Origin of the sequence: Micromonospora sp. DT229 (assembly GCF_049844505.1) — a bacterium.
GTDB lineage: Bacteria > Actinomycetota > Actinomycetes > Mycobacteriales > Micromonosporaceae > Micromonospora.
This window is the reverse complement of sequence record NZ_JBNCLD010000001.1, coordinates 264,831-286,275: the sequence shown is the minus strand read 5'-3', so window position 1 is coordinate 286,275 and position 21,445 is coordinate 264,831. Positions and strand designations below refer to the sequence as shown.

Here is a 21,445-nt window from a genome sequence, read left to right as displayed (position 1 = left end):
TCGGGGACGGCTGGGACGGTCCGGATTTGTATCGATCTCAGCACGGCTCGATCTTGTCAGCCGTCCCGGCCGCGTTGTACTCGTAGTCCGCATTCGCGGTCCACCTGCGCTCGGCGGAACTCGCCACGCAAGCAGGATGATCAACTCCGTTTCGGCGTAATGGCGGTATCGGGGGCGGGCGGTAGGCGCCGTTACGCCGTAACGGTGGCCGGGGCGGGCGTGGCTGCTGGGCGCCGGGTGTGGTCGCCGAGGGTCGGGCGACGGGGCCGGTCGCTGGGCTGGGCATGATGGGCCGCGCGGACGGGGGACTGTGGGAGGCTCCGCCGTTGATGATCATGATGGCTGGCAGGATGTAGATCATGCTCGCCCTGCGCCGCACTCTGAGCACCTGGACCGTGTTCGTACCGCTCGCTGCCCTGTTGGTCCTGGCTTTGACCTGGGGGCAGAAGCTCGACGGTCTCATGGTCGTGATCGTGGGCCTGTTCCTGGCCGGGGCGGTACTCGCGGCCGTGCACCACGCCGAGGTGGTCGCCCACAAGGTCGGTGAGCCGTACGGGTCGCTGGTGCTCGCGGTGGCGGTCACCGTGATCGAGGTGGCCCTGATCGTCACGCTGATGATCAGTGGTGGGGAGAAGACCCAGTCCCTGGCCCGGGACACGGTCTTCGCCGCCGTCATGATCACCTGCAACGGCATTCTCGGGTTGTCGTTGCTGATCGGCGCGCTGCGTCGCCGGCTGGCGGTGTTCAACCCGGAGGGCACCGGTGGCGCCCTAGCCACGGTGGCCACCCTGGCCACCCTCAGTCTGGTGGTGCCGACCTTCACCACAGGTCGCTCCGGTCCGGAGTTCAGCCCGGCCCAGTTGACCTTCGCGGCGGTGGTGTCGCTGGCCCTGTACGCCCTGTTCGTGATGGTGCAGACCGGCCGGCACCGGGACTACTTCCTGCCGGTGGGCAGGGGAGGGGAGACCCTGCCGGAGGAGGTGCACGCCGACCCGCCGTCGACCCGACAGGCTCTGATCAGTCTCGGGCTGCTGCTGGTGGCCCTGGTGGCGGTGGTCGGTGACGCCAAGTCGGTGTCCCCGGCGATCGAGGCGGGCGTCGCAGCGGTGGACCTGCCGCCGGCCTTCGTCGGGGTGATCATCGCGTTGCTGGTGCTGCTGCCGGAGACCCTCGCCGCGGCTCGTGCCGCTCGCCTGGACCGGGTGCAGATCAGCCTCAACCTGTCGCTCGGTTCGGCGATGGCCAGTATCGGCCTGACCATCCCGGCGATCACGATCGCCTCGATCTGGTTGGAGGGGCCGCTGCTGCTCGGCCTCGGCGGCACCCAGGTCACTCTGCTGGCGTTGACCGTGGTCACCGGTGTGCTGACCGTGGTGCCGGGGCGGGCCACCCTGTTGCAGGGCGGGGTGCACCTGGTGCTGTTCGCCGCCTTCATCTTCCTCGCCGCCAGCCCGTGACGCCCCGCCGGCACATGCCACACCGGCCTCCCGGCGCACACCGCACCGTCCGCGGGCGCGCGCTGTCACGGCCCGCCGGCACACGCCGCACCGTCCGTGGATGAACCGGGGAGGGCGGTACGGCGTACGAAACGGCGAGGGGCGTGCCGGTCGTACCGTGGGGGTATGAGATCCGGCATCGCCGAGGCGGGAGGATGCGGTGGCGGCAGGCGAGCGGCAGGGGCGTCGGGGGAGGTTCATCGGTCTGGCGGTGGCGCTGGTGGCGGCTGCGGCGTGCATGGTCGACCCGGTGGGTCAGCCGGGTGCGCCGACCGGGCAGCGGGATCCGGCGTCGCCGAGCGGGGAGGTGACCACCCGGGCCGACGGCACCGACACGGTCGAGGAGTTCCAGGAGGACGTGGAGACGGCCCGACGTACCGCCGAACGCTACTGGGCGGCGCAGTTCGAGGCATCCGGGAGTTCCTTCCGGCCGATCCGGCGGGTGATCGCGTACCAGCGGGACGGTGAGGTGTCCTGCGGTGGGCAGGAGGTGCCCCGCAACAACGCGGTCTACTGCACGCTCAGCGACTTCATCGCGTACGACATCAACTGGTCGTTCGGGGCGTTCCGGCAGGTGGGGGACGCCTTCGTGTACTACCTGATCGGCCACGAGTACGCCCACGGGATCCAGACCCGCCTGGGGGTCCAGTACAACTTCACCATCCAGCAGGAGTTGCAGGCCGACTGCATGGCCGGGGCCTACCTGGGTGGTGTGGTGGAAGCCGGCTGGCTGACCCTCGACGAGGGTGACCTGGACGAGTTCCGCGAGGGCCTGTTGGCCGTCGGCGACGATCCCGGCCAGCCGTGGTTCGCGGAGGGTTCGCACGGCACCCCGGAGCAGCGCGCCGAGGCGTTCTTCCGGGGCTACGAGCGGTCGCTGTCGGCCTGCGGTCTCAGTTGAGAAAGGTCACCGGGTCGGGCGTACGGCGGTGCGGGGCTGACAGGATTCACCGGGTACCCGATGCGAGGAGGATCCGGTGATCAGTCACCCCGCCGCCGTGCTGTTCGACATGGACGGCACCCTGGTCGACAGCGAGCGACTGTGGGACGTGGCGTTGGCCGAGCTGGCCGAGACGTACGGCGGCAGCCTCTCGGCCGAAGCCCGGCGGGCGATCGTCGGCACCGGGATGGCGGACTCGATGCGGATCCTGCACGAGGACCTGGGCCAGCCGCACCGGGATCCGGCGGCCAGCGCGGCGTGGATCGACAGACGGATCCTCGAACTGTTCCGTGCCGGCTTGCAGTGGCGCCCGGGTGCCCTGGCCCTGCTGGAGGCGGTGCGGGCGGCCCAGGTTCCGACGGCCCTGGTCACCTCCAGCGGTCGGGCGCTGGTCGAGATCGCCCTGGAAACCCTGGGCCGGTCCAGCTTCGACGTGGTGGTCTGCGGTGACGAGGTCGAGGCGACCAAGCCGCACCCGGAGCCCTATCTGACGGCCGCGCGGCTGCTCGGCGTACCGATCGACAGGTGTGTGGCGATCGAGGATTCGGCCATCGGGGTGGCCAGTGCGGTGGCCGCCGGAGCGGCGGTGCTGGCCGTGCCGGCGGAGGTGCCGCTGGCGCCCCGCGACGGCGTACATCAGGTGGAGAGCCTGCTGGCGGCGGACCTGGAGCTGTTGGCCGCCCTGCTCGCACGCTCCGCCGCCTGACGTCCGCGCCGTCGCCGCCGTCCCAGCCGTGCCTGACGCCTGCGTCGACGGCCGCTGGTTGTTAAAAAGGGCCCCCTGTACCGCACCAGGCGTTAACAGGGGGCCCTTCCTTACACCTCAGTCGTGGGCGATGGCGCCCAGGACGTTGATGCGGGCGGCGCGAATCGCGGGCAGGACCGCGGCGATCACCCCGATCAGGGCGGCCAGGCCGAGGAAGACCCCCATCTGGCCCCAGGGCAGCACCAGGTCGGTGATGCCCTCGTCGCGCAGGGCCTCGACCACGGCGGCACCCAGTCCGGTGCCGACGACCACGCCGAGCAGCGCGCCGAACACCGAGATCACCACCGCCTCCACGGTGATCATGCCCATGGTCTGCGACCGCTTCAGGCCGATGGCGCGCAGCAGGCCCAGCTCCCGGGTCCGCTCCAGCACCGACAGGGCCAGGGTGTTGATGATGCCGAGTACGGCGATCACGATGGCCAGCGCCAGCAGGATGCGGATCATCGTGAGCAGGCTGTCGAGCTGACCGGCCTGCTGATCGATGTACGCGTCGAGGCTGACCACGGACACCTCGGGGCTGTTGGCCAGCAGCGCCTCGACGCGCGGCTGTACCTGGTCGACCGTGGTGCCGGACTCCAGTTGGATGAAGCCCTGGATGGGCTGCGGGATGGTGAAGTCGGCGGCCGCCTGGGTCGGCACCACCATCTGCACCCCGGTGAACAGCGGCGAGTCGTCGAAGATGCCGGTGACGGCGAAGGTCTTCACCTCACCCCGGGCGAACTGGATCGGCACGGTCGAGCCGACCGACAGGCCCCGATCCTTCGCGGTGTCCGTGCTGACCAGCAGCTCACCGGGCCCCAGCCGGTCGATGTTCCCGGCGGAGGCGGTCAGGCTGTAGACCTGGCGCAGGGCGGCCGGTTCGGTCACCGCTCCGGTGTAGGTGCGCTCGCCGTCGACCAGGGACATGTCGCCGTAGAGGCCGTCGACCAGCCGTACCCCGGGGATGGCCCTCGCCTCCTCCAGCACGGCGGGGTCGAAGGTCGGGGGGCGGGGGCCGGACTGCGCCCCGGCGATCACCAGTTCCGCCTTGACGGTGTCCTGGGCGAGGCTGCTGATGCTGCTCTTGGCCGAGTCCAGGATGACGGTGATGCCGGTGACCAGGGCGATGCCGACCATCAGGGCGGCGGCCGTGATGGCGGTACGGCGGGGGTTGCGGCCGGAGTTGAGTCGTCCCAGCTTGCCGGGCACCCAGCCGGAGAAGACCGCCCCTAGGGCCGCCACCACGGGCTTGCTGATCAGTGGGGTCAGCAGGGCCACCCCGATGAAGGCGAACAGCACCCCACCGAGGATGGTGGCCAGGGTGTTGCCTCCGGCGTATCCGCCCAGGCCGAGGAAGAGCAGGGTGGCGCCGATCGCGGTGACCACCGCACCGGCGATGGTGATCTTCGTCAGGGGGCGGTCCGGGGTGGCGACGTCCTGCATCGCCGCGATCGGCGGGATCCGCGCGGCCCGCAGCGCCGGCAGCAGCGCCGCCAGCACGGTGATGACCAGGCCGACCCCGAAGGCACCGATCACCGCGGAGGCGGGAACCGCGATCCCGGCCAGGTCCATCCCTCCGGCGAGGTTGCTGAACAGGGCCGCCAGCAGTGCCCCGATGCCGATGCCGGCGGCCAGGCCGAAGACCGCGGCGATCAGGCCGATGGCGATGGCCTCCAGCACCACCGAGCCGATGATCTGCTTGCCGCTGGCACCGACGGCCCGCAGCAGGGCCAGCTCGCGGGTGCGCTGCGCCACGATGATCGAGAAGGTGTTGAGGATGAGGAAGGTGCCGACCAGCAGGGCCACCGCGGCGAAGCCGAGCAGGATCCGGTTGAAGAAGGAGAGCCCCTCCTTCAGTCCGGCGGAGGCTTCGGCGGAGAGCTGCTCACCGGTCTTCACCTCGTAGGCGTCGCCGACCGCGGCGGCCACCGAGTCGCGCAACTGGGTGTCGGAGACCCCCTCGGCGGCGGTCACCACGATGTTGGTGTAGACATCCGGCTCACCGAGCATCAGCTGCTGCGCCACCGGGGTGGTGAACAGGATCTCGTTGGCGCCACCCATGGAGTCCCGGTCGCCGCTGTAGCCGAAGATGCCGACGATGGTGAAGTCCTTGCGCGGGGCCAGGGTGAGCACTCCCACCCGGTCGCCGACGGCCACCTTGGCCGTGGTCGCCAGACCCTTGTTGATCACGATCTCGTCGTCGGCCTGCGGTTCCCGGCCCTCACGCAGCTGCACCAGGTCGCCCTGGCCGACCCAGTTGCCGCCCATCTGCGGCGGACCGAAGGAGGCGACCACCTTGCCGTTGCTGCCGATCAGGCGGGCCCCGTCGGCGAGTACCACACCGGTGGCCTCGGCCACCCCCTCGGCCGCCTGGACCGTCGGCAGGGCAGCGGCCGGTACCGGAGCGGCCAACTGCATGCCCTCCATGTCGTTGCCCTGCACCTTGGGCTTGGCGGTCACACTGACGTCGACCTCTTCGTAGGCGTCGGCGAAGATCTGGTCGAAGGTGCGGCCGAGGGTGTCGGTGAGGACGAAGGCGCCGGAGACGAACATCACCCCCAGCACCACGGCCAGGCCGGACAGCATCAGCCGGACCTTGCGGGCCAGCAGGCTCTTCAGGGTCGCCCGGAACATCAGCCGGCCACCTCGGTAAGGGTGTCCAGCTTCTTCATCGTGTCCAGCACGGTCTCGGCGGTCGGCTCGATCAGCTCGGAGACGATCTGCCCGTCGGCGAGGAAGACCACCCGGTCGGCGTACGCGGCGGCGGTCGGGTCGTGGGTGACCATGACGATGGTCTGACCGTGCTCGCGTACGGAGTTGCGCAGGAAGTTGAGCACCTCCGCGCCGGACCGGGAGTCCAGGTTGCCGGTCGGTTCGTCGGCGAAGATCACCTCTGGGCGGGCCACCAGCGCCCGCGCGCACGCCACCCGCTGCTGCTGGCCACCGGAGAGCTGGGCCGGCCGGTGATCGAGGCGATCCCGTAGCCCGACCGTGTCGATCACGGTGTCGTACCAGGCCGGGTCGGGTTTGCGGCCGGCGATGGACAGCGGCAGCAGGATGTTCTCCTTGGCGGTCAACGTCGGCAGCAGGTTGAACTGCTGGAAGATGAAGCCGATCTTGTCCCGACGCAGCTTCGTCAGGCCGGCGTCCCCCAGGCCGGTGACCGTGGTGTCGCCGACGTGCACCGTGCCCCGGGTGACCGTGTCCAGCCCGGCCAGGCAGTGCATCAGTGTCGACTTGCCGGAGCCCGAGGGGCCCATGATCGCGGTGAACCGGCCACGCTCGAACTCGGCAGTGACCCCCCGTAGCGCGATGACCTGAGCCTCGCCGCTGCCGTAAACCTTCCACACGTCGCTCGCCCGGGCTGCGGCCTCTGCCGACCGGCCTGTCGTAGCGGTCACGTCAAGAACCTCTCCGTCGCTGTTCATCTCGTGCCGCCCCCGGTGGATCTCGGCACGCCTTACATCATCTGCGCCAGGCGCCGTGGTTCCCTACAACTCCGGGCGGAGATGCGGCGGATTTCCGGCTGCGGGTAGCCCCCCACTCGGGGTCAGGGTTATCCCCGACCAGCACGATGAGTGGCGATGAGGCTCGTCGTCACACGACGATCCGCGACCTTATCCCCGTGAACGGCAACCGTCTTCGGCGCAGAACGTCACCCTAGGTGACCGATGCAACGGTCACGTTACGCCCCCGGCCGGACCAGACCCGACTCGTACGCGAACACCACCGCCTGCACCCGGTCGCGCAGCCCGAGCTTGGTCAACACATGCCCGACATGGGTCTTGATGGTGGTCTCGCTCACCGACAGGGTCCGGGCGATCTCCGCGTTGGACAGCCCTCGGGCCACCTGCACCAGCACCTCCCGTTCCCGGTCGGTGAGCCTGCTCAACGCCGGCGGTGGGGTGGCCGCCGGATCGGGCAGCACGTCGGCGAAGCGGTCCAGCAGTCGGCGCAGGATGCGGGGGGCCACCACCGCCTCACCGGCGGCCACCGTACGGATCGCCGTCACCAGGTCCTCGGCCGGCACGTCCTTGGCCAGGAAGCCACTGGCCCCGGCCCGCAGCCCACCCACCACGTACTCGTCGAGTTCGAAGGTGGTCAGGATCAGCACCCGGACCGGCAGTCGGGCCTCGACGATCGCCCGGGTGGCGCTGACTCCGTCCATCCGGGGCATCCGCACATCCATCAACACCACGTCGGGCAGCAGCCGGCGCGACAACTCCACCGCCTCCGCGCCGTCGCCTGCCTCGGCCACGATGTCCAGGTCCGGTTCGGCGCCGAGCACCATTCGGAATCCGGTACGCAGCAACGGCTGGTCATCGGCGAGCAGAATGCGCACCGGTCGGGTCGACGTCGTCGGATCGGCCATCTCATCCTCCGGGGTCAGGGTGCCGCTCACCGGACGTCGGCCAGTGGTTCGACCGGGATGCGCGCGTACACCCGGTAGCCGCCGCCGGTGCGGGCCCCGGTGCGCAGGACACCACCGTAGAGGGCGACCCGCTCGCGCATCCCCACCAGGCCGTGCCCGACCCCCCGGTGCCCGGGTGCCGGCCCCCGGCCGGTGTCGGTGACCTCCACCTCCACGGCGTCGCCGGGAAAGCCGACCCGCACCTGGGCGGTGGCCTGACCGGCATGTTTCAGGGCGTTGGTCAACGCCTCCTGCACGATCCGGTACACGGTCAACGCCACCCCCTGCTCCACCGGCCCCGGGGTGCCGGCCACCGTCAAGGTCACCGGCAACCCGGCTTCGCGTACCTGTTCGACGAGGGTCTCGATGCCGGCCAACCCCGGCTGTGGGGCCAGGTCGGCGGCCGGCTCCGCCTCGGTACGCAGCACATCCAACAGCCGCCGCAACTCCCGCAGGGTGGCCCGGCTGGTCTCCTCGATGGTGGCGACGGCCTCGTCGGCGGCGTCCGGATCGCGGCGCAGCACCCGCCGGACCCCGGTGGCCAGCACCCCCATCACGCTGACGTGGTGGGCCACCACGTCGTGCAGTTCCCGGGCGATGCGGCGCTGCTCGTCGGCGACCGCCTGCTCGGCCAGGGCCCGCTGGTTCGCCTCGGCCACCCGGGCCCGCTCCCGCAGGGCCTCGATCGAGGTACGTCGCGCGTGCACGGCCCGACCCACCGAGAAGGACACGATCCCCACCAGCAGGTTGTTCGCGATCAGGTACGCCGAGCTGAGCTGGGGCAGGGACTCCGCCGGCAGCACCAGCGCGTTGACCAGCGACACCGGCACCCACAGCAGCACGGCGGCCAGCAACGCCGGGCGCACCGCATGGTGGGCGGCGAGGGTGTACGTGAGCACGGCGAAGGTGAAACTCTGCGTCGCGACGTTCGCCTCGAACAGCAACGGCAGGACGAGGGTCGCCACCGCGGCGGTCACGGCGACCCAGGGCGCCAACCGGCGCAGGATCACCGGTGCGGCGCACAGCAGGCTCCAGCACAGGGCCACCGGCAGGGATCGGGGCCAGAACTCCCGTGGGGTCAGCAGGGTGAGCAAGGCCTCGACCAGGACCAGCCCGACCGCCAGCAGGCCGTCACCGACCAGCGGACGCCGGCGCAACCGCTGCCTCAGCCCTGTGTGCACAGCCCGACGCTAGCCGCTCCGGCTCCCGGAAAGATCATCCCGGGTGGTGACCCCGGGCTCATCCCTGGGGACGAGGGTCACTCGTCCGCGCCCGGCGGCGCCGGACGGGACCGGGCATCGCGCAGCGGGTCAGGTGTCGCGGCCCGCTCCGGGAACGGCGGCGGGGTGCCGCCGTAGCTGGGACACAGGGCCTGATGGCTGCACCAGTCGCAGAGCCGGCTGGGTCGAGGCCGGAAGTCCTGGGCGGCGGTGGCCTGCTCGATGGCCCGCCACAGCGCCACCACGGTGCGTTCGAAACGCCTCAGTTCCTCCGCGTCCGGGGCGTAGTCGCACACCTCGGCGTCGCGCAGGTAGAGCAGCCGCAGCACCCGGGGCACCACCCCCCGGGTACGCCACAGCACCAGCGCGTAGAACTTGAGCTGGAACAACGCCCGAGCCTCGAAGGCTTCGCGGGGCGCCCCGCCGGTCTTGTAGTCCACCACCCGCAAGGCGCCGTCGGGGGCCACGTCCAGCCGGTCGAGGTAGCCGCGGATGAGCAACTCGTCGTCGATCACCGCGGAGATCAGACTCTCCCGTTCGGCCGGCTCCAGCCGGCGCGGATCCTCGACCGTGAAGTAGCCCTGGAGCAGGGCCGCCGCCGAACGCAGGAACTCGGCCGGGTCGACCTTCCCCTCGTCGGTGAACAGCCCCGCCAACTCCGGCTGCTCGGTGACCAGCCGGTCCCACTGCGGGGCGACGAGATCACCGGCCGCCTCCGGGGTGCGGCCGGCCGCCGGCAGGTCGAACAGCCGCTCCAGCACCGCGTGCACGAGGGTGCCACGGGCCTGCTCGACCGTGGGCCGCTCGGGCAGCCGGTCGATGCTGCGGAACCGGTAGAGCAGGGGGCAGGTCTTGAAGTCGGCCGCCCGTGAGGGTGACAGCGAGGCCCGCACGGTCGGCGGCAACGGGGCCGCGGTCGGAACCTGCTGGGTGATCACCGGATCCGCTGTCATGCCGTCGAACACTAGGGCACCGGTATGACAGGTGCAGCCGCCGCCGCACCGAACAGGTGATCTCCGGCCGCGTAGCATCGGCTCGGTGGAGCAGAGCAGGCAGCCGCGGCCAGGCCGGCGTTCCGGCCTACAGGTCGGCCGGATCTTCGGGGTGCCGCTGTACCTGAACGCCTCGATCCTGCTGCTGGCAGTGCTGATCATCGTGCTCTACGGCGAGTTGGCCGGTCAACGGTTGCAGCTCTCGCCCGCCGCCGGTTACCTGGTCGGCGCCGGGTTCGTCGGTGCGTTGCTCGGCTCGGTGCTGGCCCACGAACTCGGCCACGCGCTGACCGCACGGCATTTCGGCATCGGGGTGCGGGGGATCACCCTGGAACTGCTCGGCGGGTACACCGAGATGGACCGCGACGCCCCCTCACCCCGGGTGGACCTGCTGGTGTCCCTGGCCGGGCCGGCGGTCTCCGCGGTGCTCGGCGGGGCCGCGGTCGCCGCCACCCTGGCCCTGCCCGACCGCACGGTGGCCCACCAACTCGCCTTTCAACTGGCGGTGAGCAACGTCATCGTCGCCCTGTTCAACAGCCTGCCCGGCCTGCCCCTGGACGGCGGGCGGGCTCTGCGGGCGGTGGTGTGGGCGATCACCCGGGACCGACACCGGGCCACCGAGGTGGCCGGTTGGGTCGGTCGGGTCCTCGCCCTGGGCACGGTGGCGCTGGTCGGCCTGCTCTACGCCGCCGACATCCTGAGTCTGCTGGCGCTGCCGTTGACCGGACTGGTCGCGCTGACCATCTGGCACGGTGCCGGACAGTCGATCAGGCTGGCCCGCATCGGCCGCCGGCTCCCCCTGATCGACCTGGCCCACCTGGCCCGGCCGGTGCTGGCCGTACCCACCGCCACCCCGTTGGCCGAGGCCCAGCGCCGGGCCGAGGAGTTCACCCCGCAACGGCCGGTAGCGGTGCTGGTGACCGACGCCGCGGGCCGACCGGTGGGGGTGGTCGACCCGGCCGCGGCGGCCGCCGTACCGCCGCATCGCCGGCCCTGGCTGGCCGTGGACGCCGTCGCCCGCGCGGTGGCCGACCTGCCGAGAATGCCGGTGGACACCGACGGGGAGCGGGTGCTGGAGACCGTGCAGGCCCACCCGGGCGCGCAGTACCTCGTGACCGCAGGCGAAGATGTCGTCGGAATTCTGCACATCGCGGATCTGGCGCAACTGCTCGAACCTCACCGGAAGATGAACACGTGACCGTGACCCACTCGAACCCGGCCACCCCGGGCGACGCCGCACCCGCCCAGACCCCGGAGCTGACCCCGGTGCACCGGGGACCGTTCCGGCCCGGCGACCGGGTGCAGCTGACCGATCCCAAGGGCCGGATGCACACGGTCACCCTGGAGCCGGGCAAACAGTTCCACACCCACCGGGGCATCCTGGCGCACGACGCCCTGATCGGGCTGCCCGACGGCAGCGTGGTCACCACCTCCGGCGGCGGTACGGCCTTCCTGGCGCTGCGCCCCCTGCTGTCGGACTACGTGTTGTCGATGCCGCGTGGCGCCCAGGTGATCTACCCCAAGGACTCCGCGCAGATCGTCGCCATGGGGGACATCTTCCCCGGCGCCAAGGTGCTGGAGGCCGGAGCCGGTTCCGGGGCGTTGAGCTGCTCCCTGCTGCGGGCCGTCGGGTCCGGAGGCGAACTGCACTCCTACGAGCTGCGCGAGGACTTCGCCCAGATCGCCCGGCGCAACGTGGAGTCCTTCTTCAACGGGCCCCACCCGGCCTGGCACCTGCACGTCGGTGACGTCGGCGAGTGCACCGAGACGGGCTTCGACCGGATCATCCTGGACATGCTGGCCCCCTGGGAGAACCTCGACATGGTCGAGCGGGCCCTGCTGCCCGGGGGTGTCTTCATCGGCTACGTCGCCACCACCCCGCAGCTGTCCGAGCTGGTCGAGGCGTTGCGGGAGCGGGGCGGCTGGACCGAGCCGCGGGCCTGGGAGTCCCTGGTGCGGGACTGGCACGCCGAAGGGCTGGCGGTGCGACCGGACCACCGGATGATCGCCCACACCGCGTTCCTCGTCTCCGCGCGTAAGCTCGCCCCCGGAGTCACCGCACCGCCGCGCCGCCGCAAACCCAGCAAGGGCACGGAGGCGTACGTGCAACGTCGCCAGGCGCTGCGCGATGCGGAGGCGGCCCGGCAGGCGAGCACCCTGTCGCAGACGCAACCGGACACGACGCAGGAGACGGGCAGGCCGTGACGGCGGAATGGGGCGGCTGACAGTGAACGGGCTGAACCTGGCTGCGGGTGGGCGGTGGCCGGGGGTGACCGCATGAGTCGTCCCGGTTTCGGCGGCGGTGACCTGCCGGCGGTCTTCCCCGACTGGTCGCCCTACACCGACCTCGAATCGGCGGCGCGGGCCTACCTGCGTGACCCGGATGTCGCGCTGGAGGCCCTCGGCGGGGTGCTGCGGGGTGCCTCGGTGCTGGGCTTCACCCTGGAACGCTTCGTCAACGAGGTCAACGGGGTGTGGCAGGAGGTCGTCGTCTGTGACGGCAGTCGACTGGTGCTCTGGCACGGCGAGGACGTGCCGCCGGGGGAGGGCCCGCCCGGGTCGATGACCTCATCGCTGCGGGTGGTGCCGGTCTCCTCGGTCACCGAGGTCGGCTGCCGCCGCCGGCTGTTCCGCAGTGACAACGGCGAGATCCGGGTGGACAGCATCGACGTCTATCTGCTGCTGACCTCGCTCGATGAGGCCACCCCGAGCGAGGAGGCGGCCGGCGGTCCTCGCCATGACGCGCTGCGCTTCGGCAAGACCATCGACGACGGCGGGGCCGGGCAGATCGCCCGGTTGGAGGAGTTCGCCCGGTTGGTCGCCTCGGTGGTCGGTCGCCCGCTGCTGTAGACGCGGGTGGGTCAGTCCTCGGCCTCCGGGCCGGCCACCTCGACGCCGTCGCTGCCGCGTACCACGTGGATGCACTCGCCCGGGCACTCCCGCGCCGAGTCGATCACCTCGAGGCGCAGGTGTTCCGGTACGCCGACCCGGGCCCCCGGGGTCTGCTGGAGTTCACCGTCGGGGCCCTTGACGTACGCCAGGCCGTCGACATCGAACTCGAAGACCTCCGGTGCGTACTGGACGCACAGCCCGTCACCCGTGCAGAGGTCCTGGTCCACCCAGACCTGCAACTCGTCGGTCGCGACCTCGGCCACCGGTGCACCCCCCATGTTCTCGCGTCCCACCCCTCGACGGTACCCGAATGCCCGTACCCGCCCGCCAACCCACCCTGGCGATCAAGCTTCGGTGACGGGCGCGTTGCGGAGGACCGAATCGGGCTCATAGCGGCTAGTGTTAGGTCAGAACGTTCAAGCCCCCCGGGGAGGTGGGACGTGGCACGCAGCGACGACGCGGACTCGCGCGCCGCACGGTGGGAGAAGGAGGCCCACGATCTCTCCACGCAGGTCGCGTTCCTTCAAGAGGAACTCGCTCTGGTGCGGCGCAAGTTGACGGAAAGCCCCCGACACGTGCGGCAGCTGGAAGAACGGCTGGCCGCGACTCAGGCGCAGCTGGCGCGGCTGTCCGAGAACAACGAACGGCTCGTGAGCACCCTCAAGGAGGCTCGCGGGCAGATCGTGACGCTCAAGGAGGAGATCGACCGGCTGGCGCAACCGCCCAGCGGGTACGGCGTCTTCCTGGCCCGACACGACGACGGCACGGTGGACGTCTTCACCGGCGGACGCAAGCTCCGGGTCGCCGTCTCGCCCTCGCTCGACGTGGGTGAACTCCGCCGCGGTCAGGAGGTCCTGCTCAACGACGCGCTCAACATCGTCGACGCGTTCGGCTACGAGCGGGTCGGCGAGGTGGTCATGCTCAAGGAGATCCTGGCGGGCCCCGAGGGTGCGCCGGGTGACCGGGCACTGGTGGTCTCGCACTCCGATGAGGAACGGATCGTGCACCTGGCCGAGAGCCTGATCGGCAGCGCGATCAGGGCCGGCGACTCGCTCATGATCGAACCCCGCTCGGCGTACGCCTACGAGCGGATTCCCAAGAGCGAGGTCGAGGAACTGGTCCTGGAGGAGGTGCCGGACGTCGACTACGGCGACATCGGTGGCCTGCACTCCCAGATCGAGCAGATCCGCGACGCGGTGGAACTGCCCTTCCTGCACGCGGACCTGTTCCGGGAGCACCAGTTGCGTCCGCCGAAGGGCATCCTGCTCTACGGGCCGCCAGGCTGCGGCAAGACGCTGATCGCCAAGGCGGTCGCCAACTCCCTGGCCAAGAAGATCGCCGAGCGGCGGGGCGAGGAGAAGCACACCAGCTTCTTCCTCAACATCAAGGGCCCGGAGCTGCTCAACAAGTACGTCGGCGAGACCGAACGGCACATTCGGTTGATCTTCCAGCGGGCTCGGGAGAAGGCCGGCGAGGGCACTCCGGTCATCGTCTTCTTCGACGAGATGGACTCGGTCTTCCGCACCCGCGGCTCCGGGGTCTCCTCCGACGTGGAGAACACCATCGTTCCCCAGTTGCTCAGTGAGATCGACGGTGTCGAGGGCCTGGAGAACGTCATCGTCATCGGCGCCTCGAACCGGGAAGACATGATCGACCCGGCGATCCTGCGTCCCGGTCGCCTCGATGTGAAGATCAAGATCGAGCGTCCGGACGCCGAGGCGGCCAAGGACATCTTCTCCAAGTACATCCTCCCCGGCCTGCCGTTGCACGCCGACGACCTGGCCGAACACGGTGGAGACCCCCAGGCCACCGTAGCCGCCATGATCGACGCGGTGGTTCTGCGGATGTACTCCGAGACCGAGGAGAACCGCTTCCTGGAAGTCACCTACGCCAACGGTGACAAGGAGGTCCTGTACTTCAAGGACTTCAACTCCGGCGCGATGATCCAGAACATCGTCGACCGGGGCAAGAAGATGGCCATCAAGGAGTTCCTCACCTCCGGCCGCAAGGGGTTGCGCCTGCAACACCTGCTCGACGCCTGCGTCGACGAGTTCCGCGAGAACGAGGACCTGCCCAACACCACCAACCCCGACGACTGGGCCCGCATCTCCGGTAAGAAGGGTGAGCGGATCGTCTACATCCGCACCCTCGTCTCCGGCGGCAAGGGCACCGAGGCCGGTCGCTCCATCGAGACCGCCAGCAACACCGGCCAGTACCTCTGAGACAGCGCCCGCAGGGCCCGTGACGACACCCGTCACGGGCCCTGCGTGTGTGCACCTCGCCCACCGAGCGGAAACCGGACCTCGGCGCTAGACTCCGGACAACCCTCCTCGTATGCAAGGATTTCGCGTGCCCGCCGAGCAGAGCACCGTGGCCCCGCCGGCCGTACCGAGCCCCACCGTCAGCCCCGGCGCGCCGTACCGTCGAGGCAACCTGGCCCTGCTCGCCGCGCTGCCGGCGGCCTGGCTGCTGCCGCTGGCTGCGGTCGCCCTCGACGCCCGCTGGGTGCTGCCCCCGCTGGTGCTGCTGGCCACCGCCAGCCTGCTGCGCGGCGGCCGGACCCTGCTCGACCGGCTGTTGCTGGCCACCGTCCTGCTGGTCTGTCTCACCACCGCGGCCGGTCTGATCTTCGCGATCTGGCCCTGGGGGATGGACCCGGTGGCGGTCAGCGGCACCGCCCTCACGGCCCTCGTGCTGACCGCCCTGATCACCGGGCGGCGACCCGTCCTGCCGCGCCCGGCCTGGCCCGACCTGCTGCCCATCCTCGGCACCGGGGCCCTCCTCTGGTATCTGGCCCAGCCCCTGATCCGCGCCGGTGAGCTCGGCAGCCGGCTCAGCATCCTCAACCGGGGTGAGGACTACCTGCGCCACCTGAGCCTGGTGGACGTCATCGGGCGGCACGGCGGTTACCTCTTCGTCGACCCCGGCGCCGTCCGCGAGGACCTGTTCTCCGCCCTGGTGTACTACCCGCAGGGCTGGCACCTGCTCGTCGCCCTGCTCGACGGCCACCGCAGCCCGCCGGGCGGTGGGCCGGCGGGGACGGTCGCGGTGGAGCCCTTCCTCTGGTGGAACCTGGCCACCTTCGGTCTGCTGGTCCTGGCCCTGTTCTGGGCCGCACAGCGCCTCCCCGGCCCGCTGCATGCGCTCAGCCGGGTGGTGCTCACCGTCGTGGTCGGGGCCCTCATCCTCGGCAGCCAACTGCCCCGGATGCTGCTGTCCGGCTACCCCACCGAGACGATCGGGTTGACCCTCGCGGTCGTACTCGCCGCGCTGGTCGCCCGGCCACTGGCCGCCCCCCGGGAACACTTCCTGCTGCTCGGTGCCCTGCTGGTCGGCATCGGCTACACCTACTACCTGTTCCTGCCCGCCGCGGTGGTGCTCGTCCTCGGGGCGCTGCTGTTGCGCCACCGGGAGGTACGCCGACTGCGCCGCAGCACCCTGGTCATCGGCCTGACCGCCGCCCTGCTGGCCCCGGTGCCGATCCTGCTCGGGGTGTTCCGGGCCAACCAGACCGAGTCCCTGGCCGCCACCGTCGGCCCGGACCTGACCGAGACCTGGCTGGCCCTCGGCGGCCTCGGAGCCTTCGTGGTGTCCGCCCTGCTGGTGCACGCCGTACGGATCGGCCGGGCCGACCCGGCCTGGCGACGCTGGCTGTTCGTGCTGCTGGTCAGCGTGGCGCTGACCCTGGCCATCGGTCAGGCCAGCATCAGTCTCAGCGGCCAGGCCGGCTACTACTTCAACAAGGCCGGTCACCTCACCACCGTGCTGCTCATCGTCGGCACCGCCGCAGTGGTGCGACTGCTGCCGGTGCCGACCGGTGGCCGTTCGACGCGTACGACCGTGGCCGCCTGCACCGCCGTGATCGTGGCCGCCGCCACCGTCTGGTTCGGCGGGGTCACCGGCTGGCAGCGCAGCCTGCTGGTGGTCACCCCGGACAGTTGGGCGCAGCGCTGGGTCCACCAGCACATCGATCCGCCCACCCGGTCGGCCGCGGTGTGCGAGCAGGTCCACCAGCGCTATCCGGCCATCGAGGGGGCCACCACGCTGATCCTCGACCGGCGCCCGTCCCAGTCCTACCTGGCGAACATCTGCGTCTCCACCCTCCAGGGGACCACCGGCCAGACCGAGGACGGCATCTACGACATGGTCTTCCTCGAACCGGGTCGCACCTGGCAGATGCTGCACCGGGTACCCGGTGAGATCCGGCTGGTGGCGGTCACCGACGGAGCCCGGGTACGGGCCAACAGAATCCTGCGGGCCGTGCCGGAACTGGCCGATCGAGTGACCATCGAGACGATGATTATCGATGATCCGCCGAGTTGATCCGGCCGACCCGCGGCACACCGACCACCACGGCAGGCCCCTCCGGCCCTCGCAGCGGACTACCCTCGGACATGACGGGGATCGGTCGGGCAAGCGAAGCGGGTAGGTCGATGAGCGTAAGACGGATCATGGGCACTGAGGTCGAGTACGGCATCTCCGTGCCCGGTCAGGCCGGAGCCAACCCGATGGTCACCTCCTCCCAGGTGGTGAACGCCTACGGCGCCCGCCCGGAACTCAACCGGGGCGGCCGGGCGCGTTGGGACTACGAGGAGGAGTCGCCGCTACGCGATGCCCGGGGGTTCACCTACTCCGGCGCCGTGTACGACCCGGCCGAGGCCCTCGCCGACGAGGATCTGGGGCTGGCCAACGTCATCCTCACCAACGGAGCCCGGCTCTACGTGGACCACGCCCACCCCGAATACTCCACTCCGGAGGTCACCAACCCCCGCGACGTGGTCCGCTGGGACAAGGCGGGGGAGCGGGTGATGGCGGAGGCGGCCCGGCGGGCCGCCACCATTCCGGGCACCGCCCCGATCCAGCTCTACAAGAACAACACCGACAACAAGGGTGCCAGCTACGGAGCCCACGAAAACTACCTGATGCGGCGGCAGACCCCGTTCGCCGACATCGTGGCGTACCTGACCCCGTTCTTCGTGACCCGCCAGATCGTCTGCGGCGCCGGGCGGGTCGGCATCGGTCAGGACGGCGGCCAGAACGGCTTCCAGATCTCCCAACGTGCCGACTTCTTCGAAGTCGAGGTGGGGCTGGAGACCACCCTGAAGCGGCCGATCATCAACACCCGGGACGAGCCGCACGCCGACGCCGACAAGTACCGCCGGCTGCACGTCATCATCGGCGACGCCAACCTCTCGGAGATCTCCACCTATCTCAAGGTCGGCACCACCGCGCTGATCCTGACGATGATCGAGGAGAAGGCCCTCGGTTCGGATCTCGGCATCGCCGACCCGGTCGGTGAACTGCGGGCCGTCAGCCACGACCCCTCGCTGACCCATCGGATGCGGCTGCGCGACGGACGCCGACTGACCGCGTTGGACGTGCAGTGGGCGTACCTGGAGCGGGTGCGCACCTTCGTGGAGGACCGCTACGGCAACGACGTCGACGAGCAGACCGCCGACATACTGGACCGCTGGGAGTCCGTGCTGGACCGTCTGGGCCGCGACGTGATGCTCTGCGCCGACGAACTCGACTGGGTGGCCAAGCTGCGGTTGCTGGAGGGCTACCGGGACCGGGAGAAGCTCGCCTGGGGTTCGCACAAGCTGCAACTGGTCGACCTCCAGTACTCCGACGTACGCCCGGAGAAGGGGCTCTACCACCGACTGGTCTCCCGGGGCGCGATGAAGACGCTGCTCAGCGACGAGGAGTCCCGCTCGGCGATGACCGAGCCGCCGGAGGACACCCGCGCCTACTTCCGGGGCCGCTGCCTGGCGCAGTACGCCTCCGAGGTGGTCGCCGCCAGTTGGGACTCGGTCATCTTCGACATCGGGCGGGAATCCCTGGTGCGGGTACCGATGATGGAGCCGGAGCGCGGCACCCGAGCGCATGTCGGGGCCCTGTTCGATCGGTGCGCCAGCGCCAAGGATCTGCTGGAGAGCCTGACCGGCGGCTGAGCGGTCGCCTTCGTCGATGTCGATGTCTTCGGATGCGGGGTTTGCATACCCGCGCGGGTGGGCGTTTCGTCATCCCCGCGAGGTAAGTTCATCGCAGGGAGATCGTGGAGGAGGCAGCAGTGGCCACTCGTGACAGCGGCGGTCAGTCGCAGTCGGGCAAGTCCCGTCAGGGCGAAGAGGTCGAGGACGTCACCGTCGAGGCGAACCCGGAGGTCGCCGAACGGCACGCCGAGATCACCGAGGACGTCGACGATCTGCTCGACGAGATCGACTCCGTCCTCGAGGAGAACGCCGAAGAGTTCGTGAGAGGATACGTGCAAAAAGGAGGTCAGTGAGCATACCGGTTTAAATCGGACATGATGGGAGCGCGGGACGACGGAAGCGGTCAGCTTCGCTGCCGTGACTGCGGTCAGTGGAAGGCGCCTGAGGAATTCTGCTCAAACAGCAAGCGCCCCAATGGTCGAGGTAGCTACTGCAAGCCATGTTTCAACATCCGGTCGAAGGCCAGTTACGCCAAACGGGTGAAGCTTCAGCATGGCCGGGAAGTGAAGCCAGCCCGAGAGGTGCCTGACGGGCACCGATTCTGCGCGGACTGTGGCAGCGTCAAACCGCTTGCCGAGTTTCCCCGCAACCGCGCCGACAGTTCGGGCTACGCCACCTACTGCAAGCCCTGCCACAACACCCGAACGCATGAGACGAAGCAGCGGCTCTACGGTGGGACCCGCGAGTACCATCTGCGGCGCCGTTACGGCATCGGGCAGGCGGAGTTCGACGAGCTATTGGCCGAGCAGGGTGGGGTCTGCGGGGTGTGCGGTGACCCCGATCCGGAACATGTGGACCACGATCATGCCACCGGGTGGGTGCGCGGGATACTCTGCTTCAACTGCAACGGTGGTCTTGGCCAGTTCCGTGACAGTCCGACGAGGCTGGCCAGGGCCATCACGTATCTGAGAGGAACCACGTGGCAGCGGGTTTTGATCCATCCGGGCGTCTACCAGATGTGTTCACCAACGCGGGGACGTCCTCCTTCACGTCGTTTCTGAGCAAGGTGGCCCCCGAGATGCTGCCCGGCCGTCGGCCGCTGCCCCCGGGCATGGCCGCCGACCTGGCTCCGCACGCCACCACCATCGTGGCCATCGTTGCGGCCGGTGGTGTCGTGATGGCCGGCGACCGGCGGGCCACCATGGGCAACCTGATCGCCCAGCGGGACATCGAGAAGGTGCACCCGGCCGACGCGTACTCGCTGGTCGGCATCGCCGGCACGGCCGGCATCGGCATCGAGCTGATGCGACTGTTCCAGGTGGAGCTGGAGCACTACGAGAAGATCGAGGGCGCGATGCTCTCGCTGGACGGCAAGGCCAACCGGCTCGCCTCGATGATCCGCAGCAATCTCGGCGCCGCTATGCAGGGGCTGGCGGTGATCCCGCTGTTCGCCGGGTTCGACCTGGCCGCCAAGGACCCGGCCCGGGCTGGACGGATCTTCAGCTTCGACGTCACCGGCGGCCCGTACGAGGAGACCGGCTACGACGCGATCGGCTCGGGTTCGCTGTTCGCCAAGTCGGCGTTGAAGAAGCGGTTCCGGACCGGCCTGTCGGTCGACGACGCGGTGGGGTTGGCGGTGGAGGCCCTCTACGACGCCGCCGACGACGACACCGCGACCGGTGGCCCGGACCTGATCCGGCGGATCTACCCGGTGGTGATGACCGCGACGGCGCAGGGGACGCACCGGCTGACCGACGCGGAGACCTCGGCGATCGCCGAGAGGGTCGTCGCCGGCCGGATGGAGAACCCGGGCGGCTGACCCGCTCTCGCATTCCCCACCTGATCGCAGTTGCCCAGCACAGCGCCTGAAGGAGAGCCGCCGCCGTGGCCATGCAGTTCTACGCCTCGCCCGAACAGATCATGCGCGACCGTTCCGAGTTGGCCCGCAAGGGCATCGCCCGGGGGCGGAGCGCGGTGGTCCTGAGCTACGCCGGCGGGGTCCTCTTCGTTGCCGAGAATCTCTCCAGCACCCTGCACAAGGTCAGCGAGATCTACGACCGGATCGGCTTCGCCGCAGTCGGCCGGTACAACGAGTTCGAGAACCTGCGCCGTGCCGGGGTGCGGATGGCCGACCTCAACGGGCTCAGCTACGACCGGCGCGACGTCACCGGCCTGGCGCTGGCCAACGCGTACGCGCAGACCCTCGGCGCCATCTTCACCGAACAGTCCAAACCGTTCGAGGTGGAGATCTGCGTGGCCGAGGTGGGGGCCACCCCGGAGGAGGACTCGCTGTACCGGCTCACCTACGACGGTTCGGTCAACGACGAGCCGGGCCGGATGGCGATGGGTGGGCAGTCCGAGGCGGTCGCCGGGGTGCTGAAGTCGAACCACCAGCCGGACATGTCGCTCGGTGACGCCGTGCGGGTGGCGGTGCAGGCGCTGGGCAGTGTCGGTGGTGAGGGTGGTGCCGCCCGGACGATCGCCGCCCACCAGATGGAGGTGGCGGTCCTGGACCGCAGCCGGGTGGGGCGTACCTTCCGGCGGATCACCGGGGCGGCCCTGACCGCGCTGCTCGACGGTGAGGCGGCGGGTGAAGCCGCCGATGACGAGCGGGCGAAGACCCCGACCACCCCGACCGAGGAGGCGCACAAGCCGACCACCTCGGCGGGCTCGGCCGACCTGGAGGACAAGCCCGGCAACCCGTCGGAGTCCTGACACCTCCCGCCCCGACCTCTGGACATACCCTGTGCGGCGCTCGGCAGCTTCGGCTGTCGAGCGCCGCACACGTCGAGGTGCGGCGGGTGGGGTGGGGTGGC

General features: G+C 70.2%; 19 protein-coding genes. 13 read left to right on the top strand and 6 right to left on the bottom strand.

The features are described 5' to 3' along the window. Positions 1-359: 359 nt before the first annotated feature. The 3 genes from ACLQ2T_RS01400 (at position 360) to ACLQ2T_RS01390 (ending at position 3,142) form a co-directional block, all read left to right on the top strand. Entirely contained in the window at positions 360-1,457 is a 1,098-nt protein-coding gene (locus tag ACLQ2T_RS01400; protein WP_425764152.1) for a calcium:proton antiporter, read from the top strand. Between the two features lie 199 nt (positions 1,458-1,656). After that, positions 1,657-2,397 carry a neutral zinc metallopeptidase gene (locus tag ACLQ2T_RS01395; RefSeq protein ID WP_425764151.1) on the top strand — a complete coding sequence of 247 codons (741 nt, stop codon included), beginning with the start codon at positions 1,657-1,659 and terminating at the stop codon, positions 2,395-2,397. 97 nt (positions 2,398-2,494) lie between these two features. Further along, on the top strand, positions 2,495-3,142 hold the full coding sequence (locus ACLQ2T_RS01390; protein WP_425764407.1) for an HAD family hydrolase: 648 nt from the start codon (positions 2,495-2,497) through the stop codon (positions 3,140-3,142). A gap of 117 nt (positions 3,143-3,259) precedes the next feature. Here the strand turns inward: ACLQ2T_RS01390 and ACLQ2T_RS01385 are convergent, their stop codons facing one another. From ACLQ2T_RS01385 to ACLQ2T_RS01365, 5 genes are all read right to left on the bottom strand, one after another. Further along, positions 3,260-5,815, bottom strand: coding sequence for an ABC transporter permease (locus ACLQ2T_RS01385; RefSeq protein WP_425764150.1), 2,556 nt, complete (start codon positions 5,813-5,815; stop codon positions 3,260-3,262). Next, positions 5,815-6,582 (bottom strand): ABC transporter ATP-binding protein, encoded by a 768-nt coding sequence (locus ACLQ2T_RS01380; protein ID WP_425764149.1) that lies wholly within the window; start codon positions 6,580-6,582, stop codon positions 5,815-5,817. The genes ACLQ2T_RS01385 and ACLQ2T_RS01380 overlap by 1 nt, the downstream gene beginning before the upstream one ends. Before the next feature lie 284 nt (positions 6,583-6,866). After that, complete coding sequence (locus ACLQ2T_RS01375) at positions 6,867-7,553, bottom strand: response regulator (RefSeq protein ID WP_425764406.1); 687 nt, start codon at positions 7,551-7,553, stop codon at positions 6,867-6,869. A 26-nt stretch (positions 7,554-7,579) separates the two neighbouring features. Then, a complete protein-coding gene (locus tag ACLQ2T_RS01370) occupies positions 7,580-8,773 on the bottom strand; it encodes a sensor histidine kinase (protein ID WP_425764148.1) in 1,194 nt (397 codons plus the stop codon). Between the two features lie 77 nt (positions 8,774-8,850). Then, positions 8,851-9,765 carry a RecB family exonuclease gene (locus tag ACLQ2T_RS01365; protein WP_425764147.1) on the bottom strand — a complete coding sequence of 305 codons (915 nt, stop codon included), beginning with the start codon at positions 9,763-9,765 and terminating at the stop codon, positions 8,851-8,853. Positions 9,766-9,850: 85 nt separating this feature from the next. On the opposite strand from ACLQ2T_RS01365, the gene ACLQ2T_RS01360 reads away from it, so the two are divergent. The 3 genes from ACLQ2T_RS01360 to ACLQ2T_RS01350 all read left to right on the top strand — a co-directional run bounded on the left by ACLQ2T_RS01360 (position 9,851) and on the right by ACLQ2T_RS01350 (position 12,654). Then, positions 9,851-11,002 (top strand): site-2 protease family protein, encoded by a 1,152-nt coding sequence (locus ACLQ2T_RS01360; protein WP_425764146.1) that lies wholly within the window; start codon positions 9,851-9,853, stop codon positions 11,000-11,002. Beyond that, entirely contained in the window at positions 10,999-12,009 is a 1,011-nt protein-coding gene (locus ACLQ2T_RS01355; RefSeq protein WP_425764145.1) for a tRNA (adenine-N1)-methyltransferase, read from the top strand. The genes ACLQ2T_RS01360 and ACLQ2T_RS01355 overlap by 4 nt, the downstream gene beginning before the upstream one ends. A gap of 72 nt (positions 12,010-12,081) precedes the next feature. Then, on the top strand, positions 12,082-12,654 hold the full coding sequence (locus ACLQ2T_RS01350) for a hypothetical protein (protein ID WP_425764144.1): 573 nt from the start codon (positions 12,082-12,084) through the stop codon (positions 12,652-12,654). 11 nt (positions 12,655-12,665) lie between these two features. Here ACLQ2T_RS01350 and ACLQ2T_RS01345 read toward each other — a convergent pair whose 3' ends face one another. Continuing rightward, a complete protein-coding gene (locus ACLQ2T_RS01345; protein WP_327027098.1) occupies positions 12,666-12,959 on the bottom strand; it encodes a ferredoxin in 294 nt (97 codons plus the stop codon). 177 nt (positions 12,960-13,136) lie between these two features. Between ACLQ2T_RS01345 and arc the strand changes: the two genes are divergently transcribed. The 7 genes from arc to prcA all read left to right on the top strand — a co-directional run bounded on the left by arc (position 13,137) and on the right by prcA (position 21,344). Next, positions 13,137-14,918, top strand: a complete 1,782-nt coding sequence (gene arc / locus ACLQ2T_RS01340; protein WP_425764143.1) for a proteasome ATPase — start codon at positions 13,137-13,139, stop codon at positions 14,916-14,918. A gap of 127 nt (positions 14,919-15,045) precedes the next feature. Beyond that, positions 15,046-17,019 (top strand): hypothetical protein, encoded by a 1,974-nt coding sequence (locus tag ACLQ2T_RS01335; protein ID WP_425764142.1) that lies wholly within the window; start codon positions 15,046-15,048, stop codon positions 17,017-17,019. Positions 17,020-17,129: 110 nt separating this feature from the next. Beyond that, the gene (gene dop, locus ACLQ2T_RS01330; protein WP_425764141.1) at positions 17,130-18,647 is read left to right on the top strand and encodes a depupylase/deamidase Dop; all 1,518 of its coding nucleotides are present in this window, start codon (positions 17,130-17,132) and stop codon (positions 18,645-18,647) included. A gap of 119 nt (positions 18,648-18,766) precedes the next feature. Then, positions 18,767-18,982: a ubiquitin-like protein Pup gene (locus ACLQ2T_RS01325; protein WP_013734319.1), complete on the top strand. Its 216-nt coding sequence runs from the start codon at positions 18,767-18,769 to the stop codon at positions 18,980-18,982. A 186-nt stretch (positions 18,983-19,168) separates the two neighbouring features. Beyond that, positions 19,169-19,690, top strand: a complete 522-nt coding sequence (locus ACLQ2T_RS01320; RefSeq protein ID WP_425764140.1) for an endonuclease VII domain-containing protein — start codon at positions 19,169-19,171, stop codon at positions 19,688-19,690. Continuing rightward, positions 19,609-20,448, top strand: a complete 840-nt coding sequence (prcB, locus tag ACLQ2T_RS01315; RefSeq protein WP_425764139.1) for a proteasome subunit beta — start codon at positions 19,609-19,611, stop codon at positions 20,446-20,448. The genes ACLQ2T_RS01320 and prcB overlap by 82 nt, the downstream gene beginning before the upstream one ends. A gap of 65 nt (positions 20,449-20,513) precedes the next feature. Continuing rightward, on the top strand, positions 20,514-21,344 hold the full coding sequence (gene prcA, locus ACLQ2T_RS01310; RefSeq protein WP_425764138.1) for a proteasome subunit alpha: 831 nt from the start codon (positions 20,514-20,516) through the stop codon (positions 21,342-21,344). Positions 21,345-21,445: the final 101 nt, after the last annotated feature.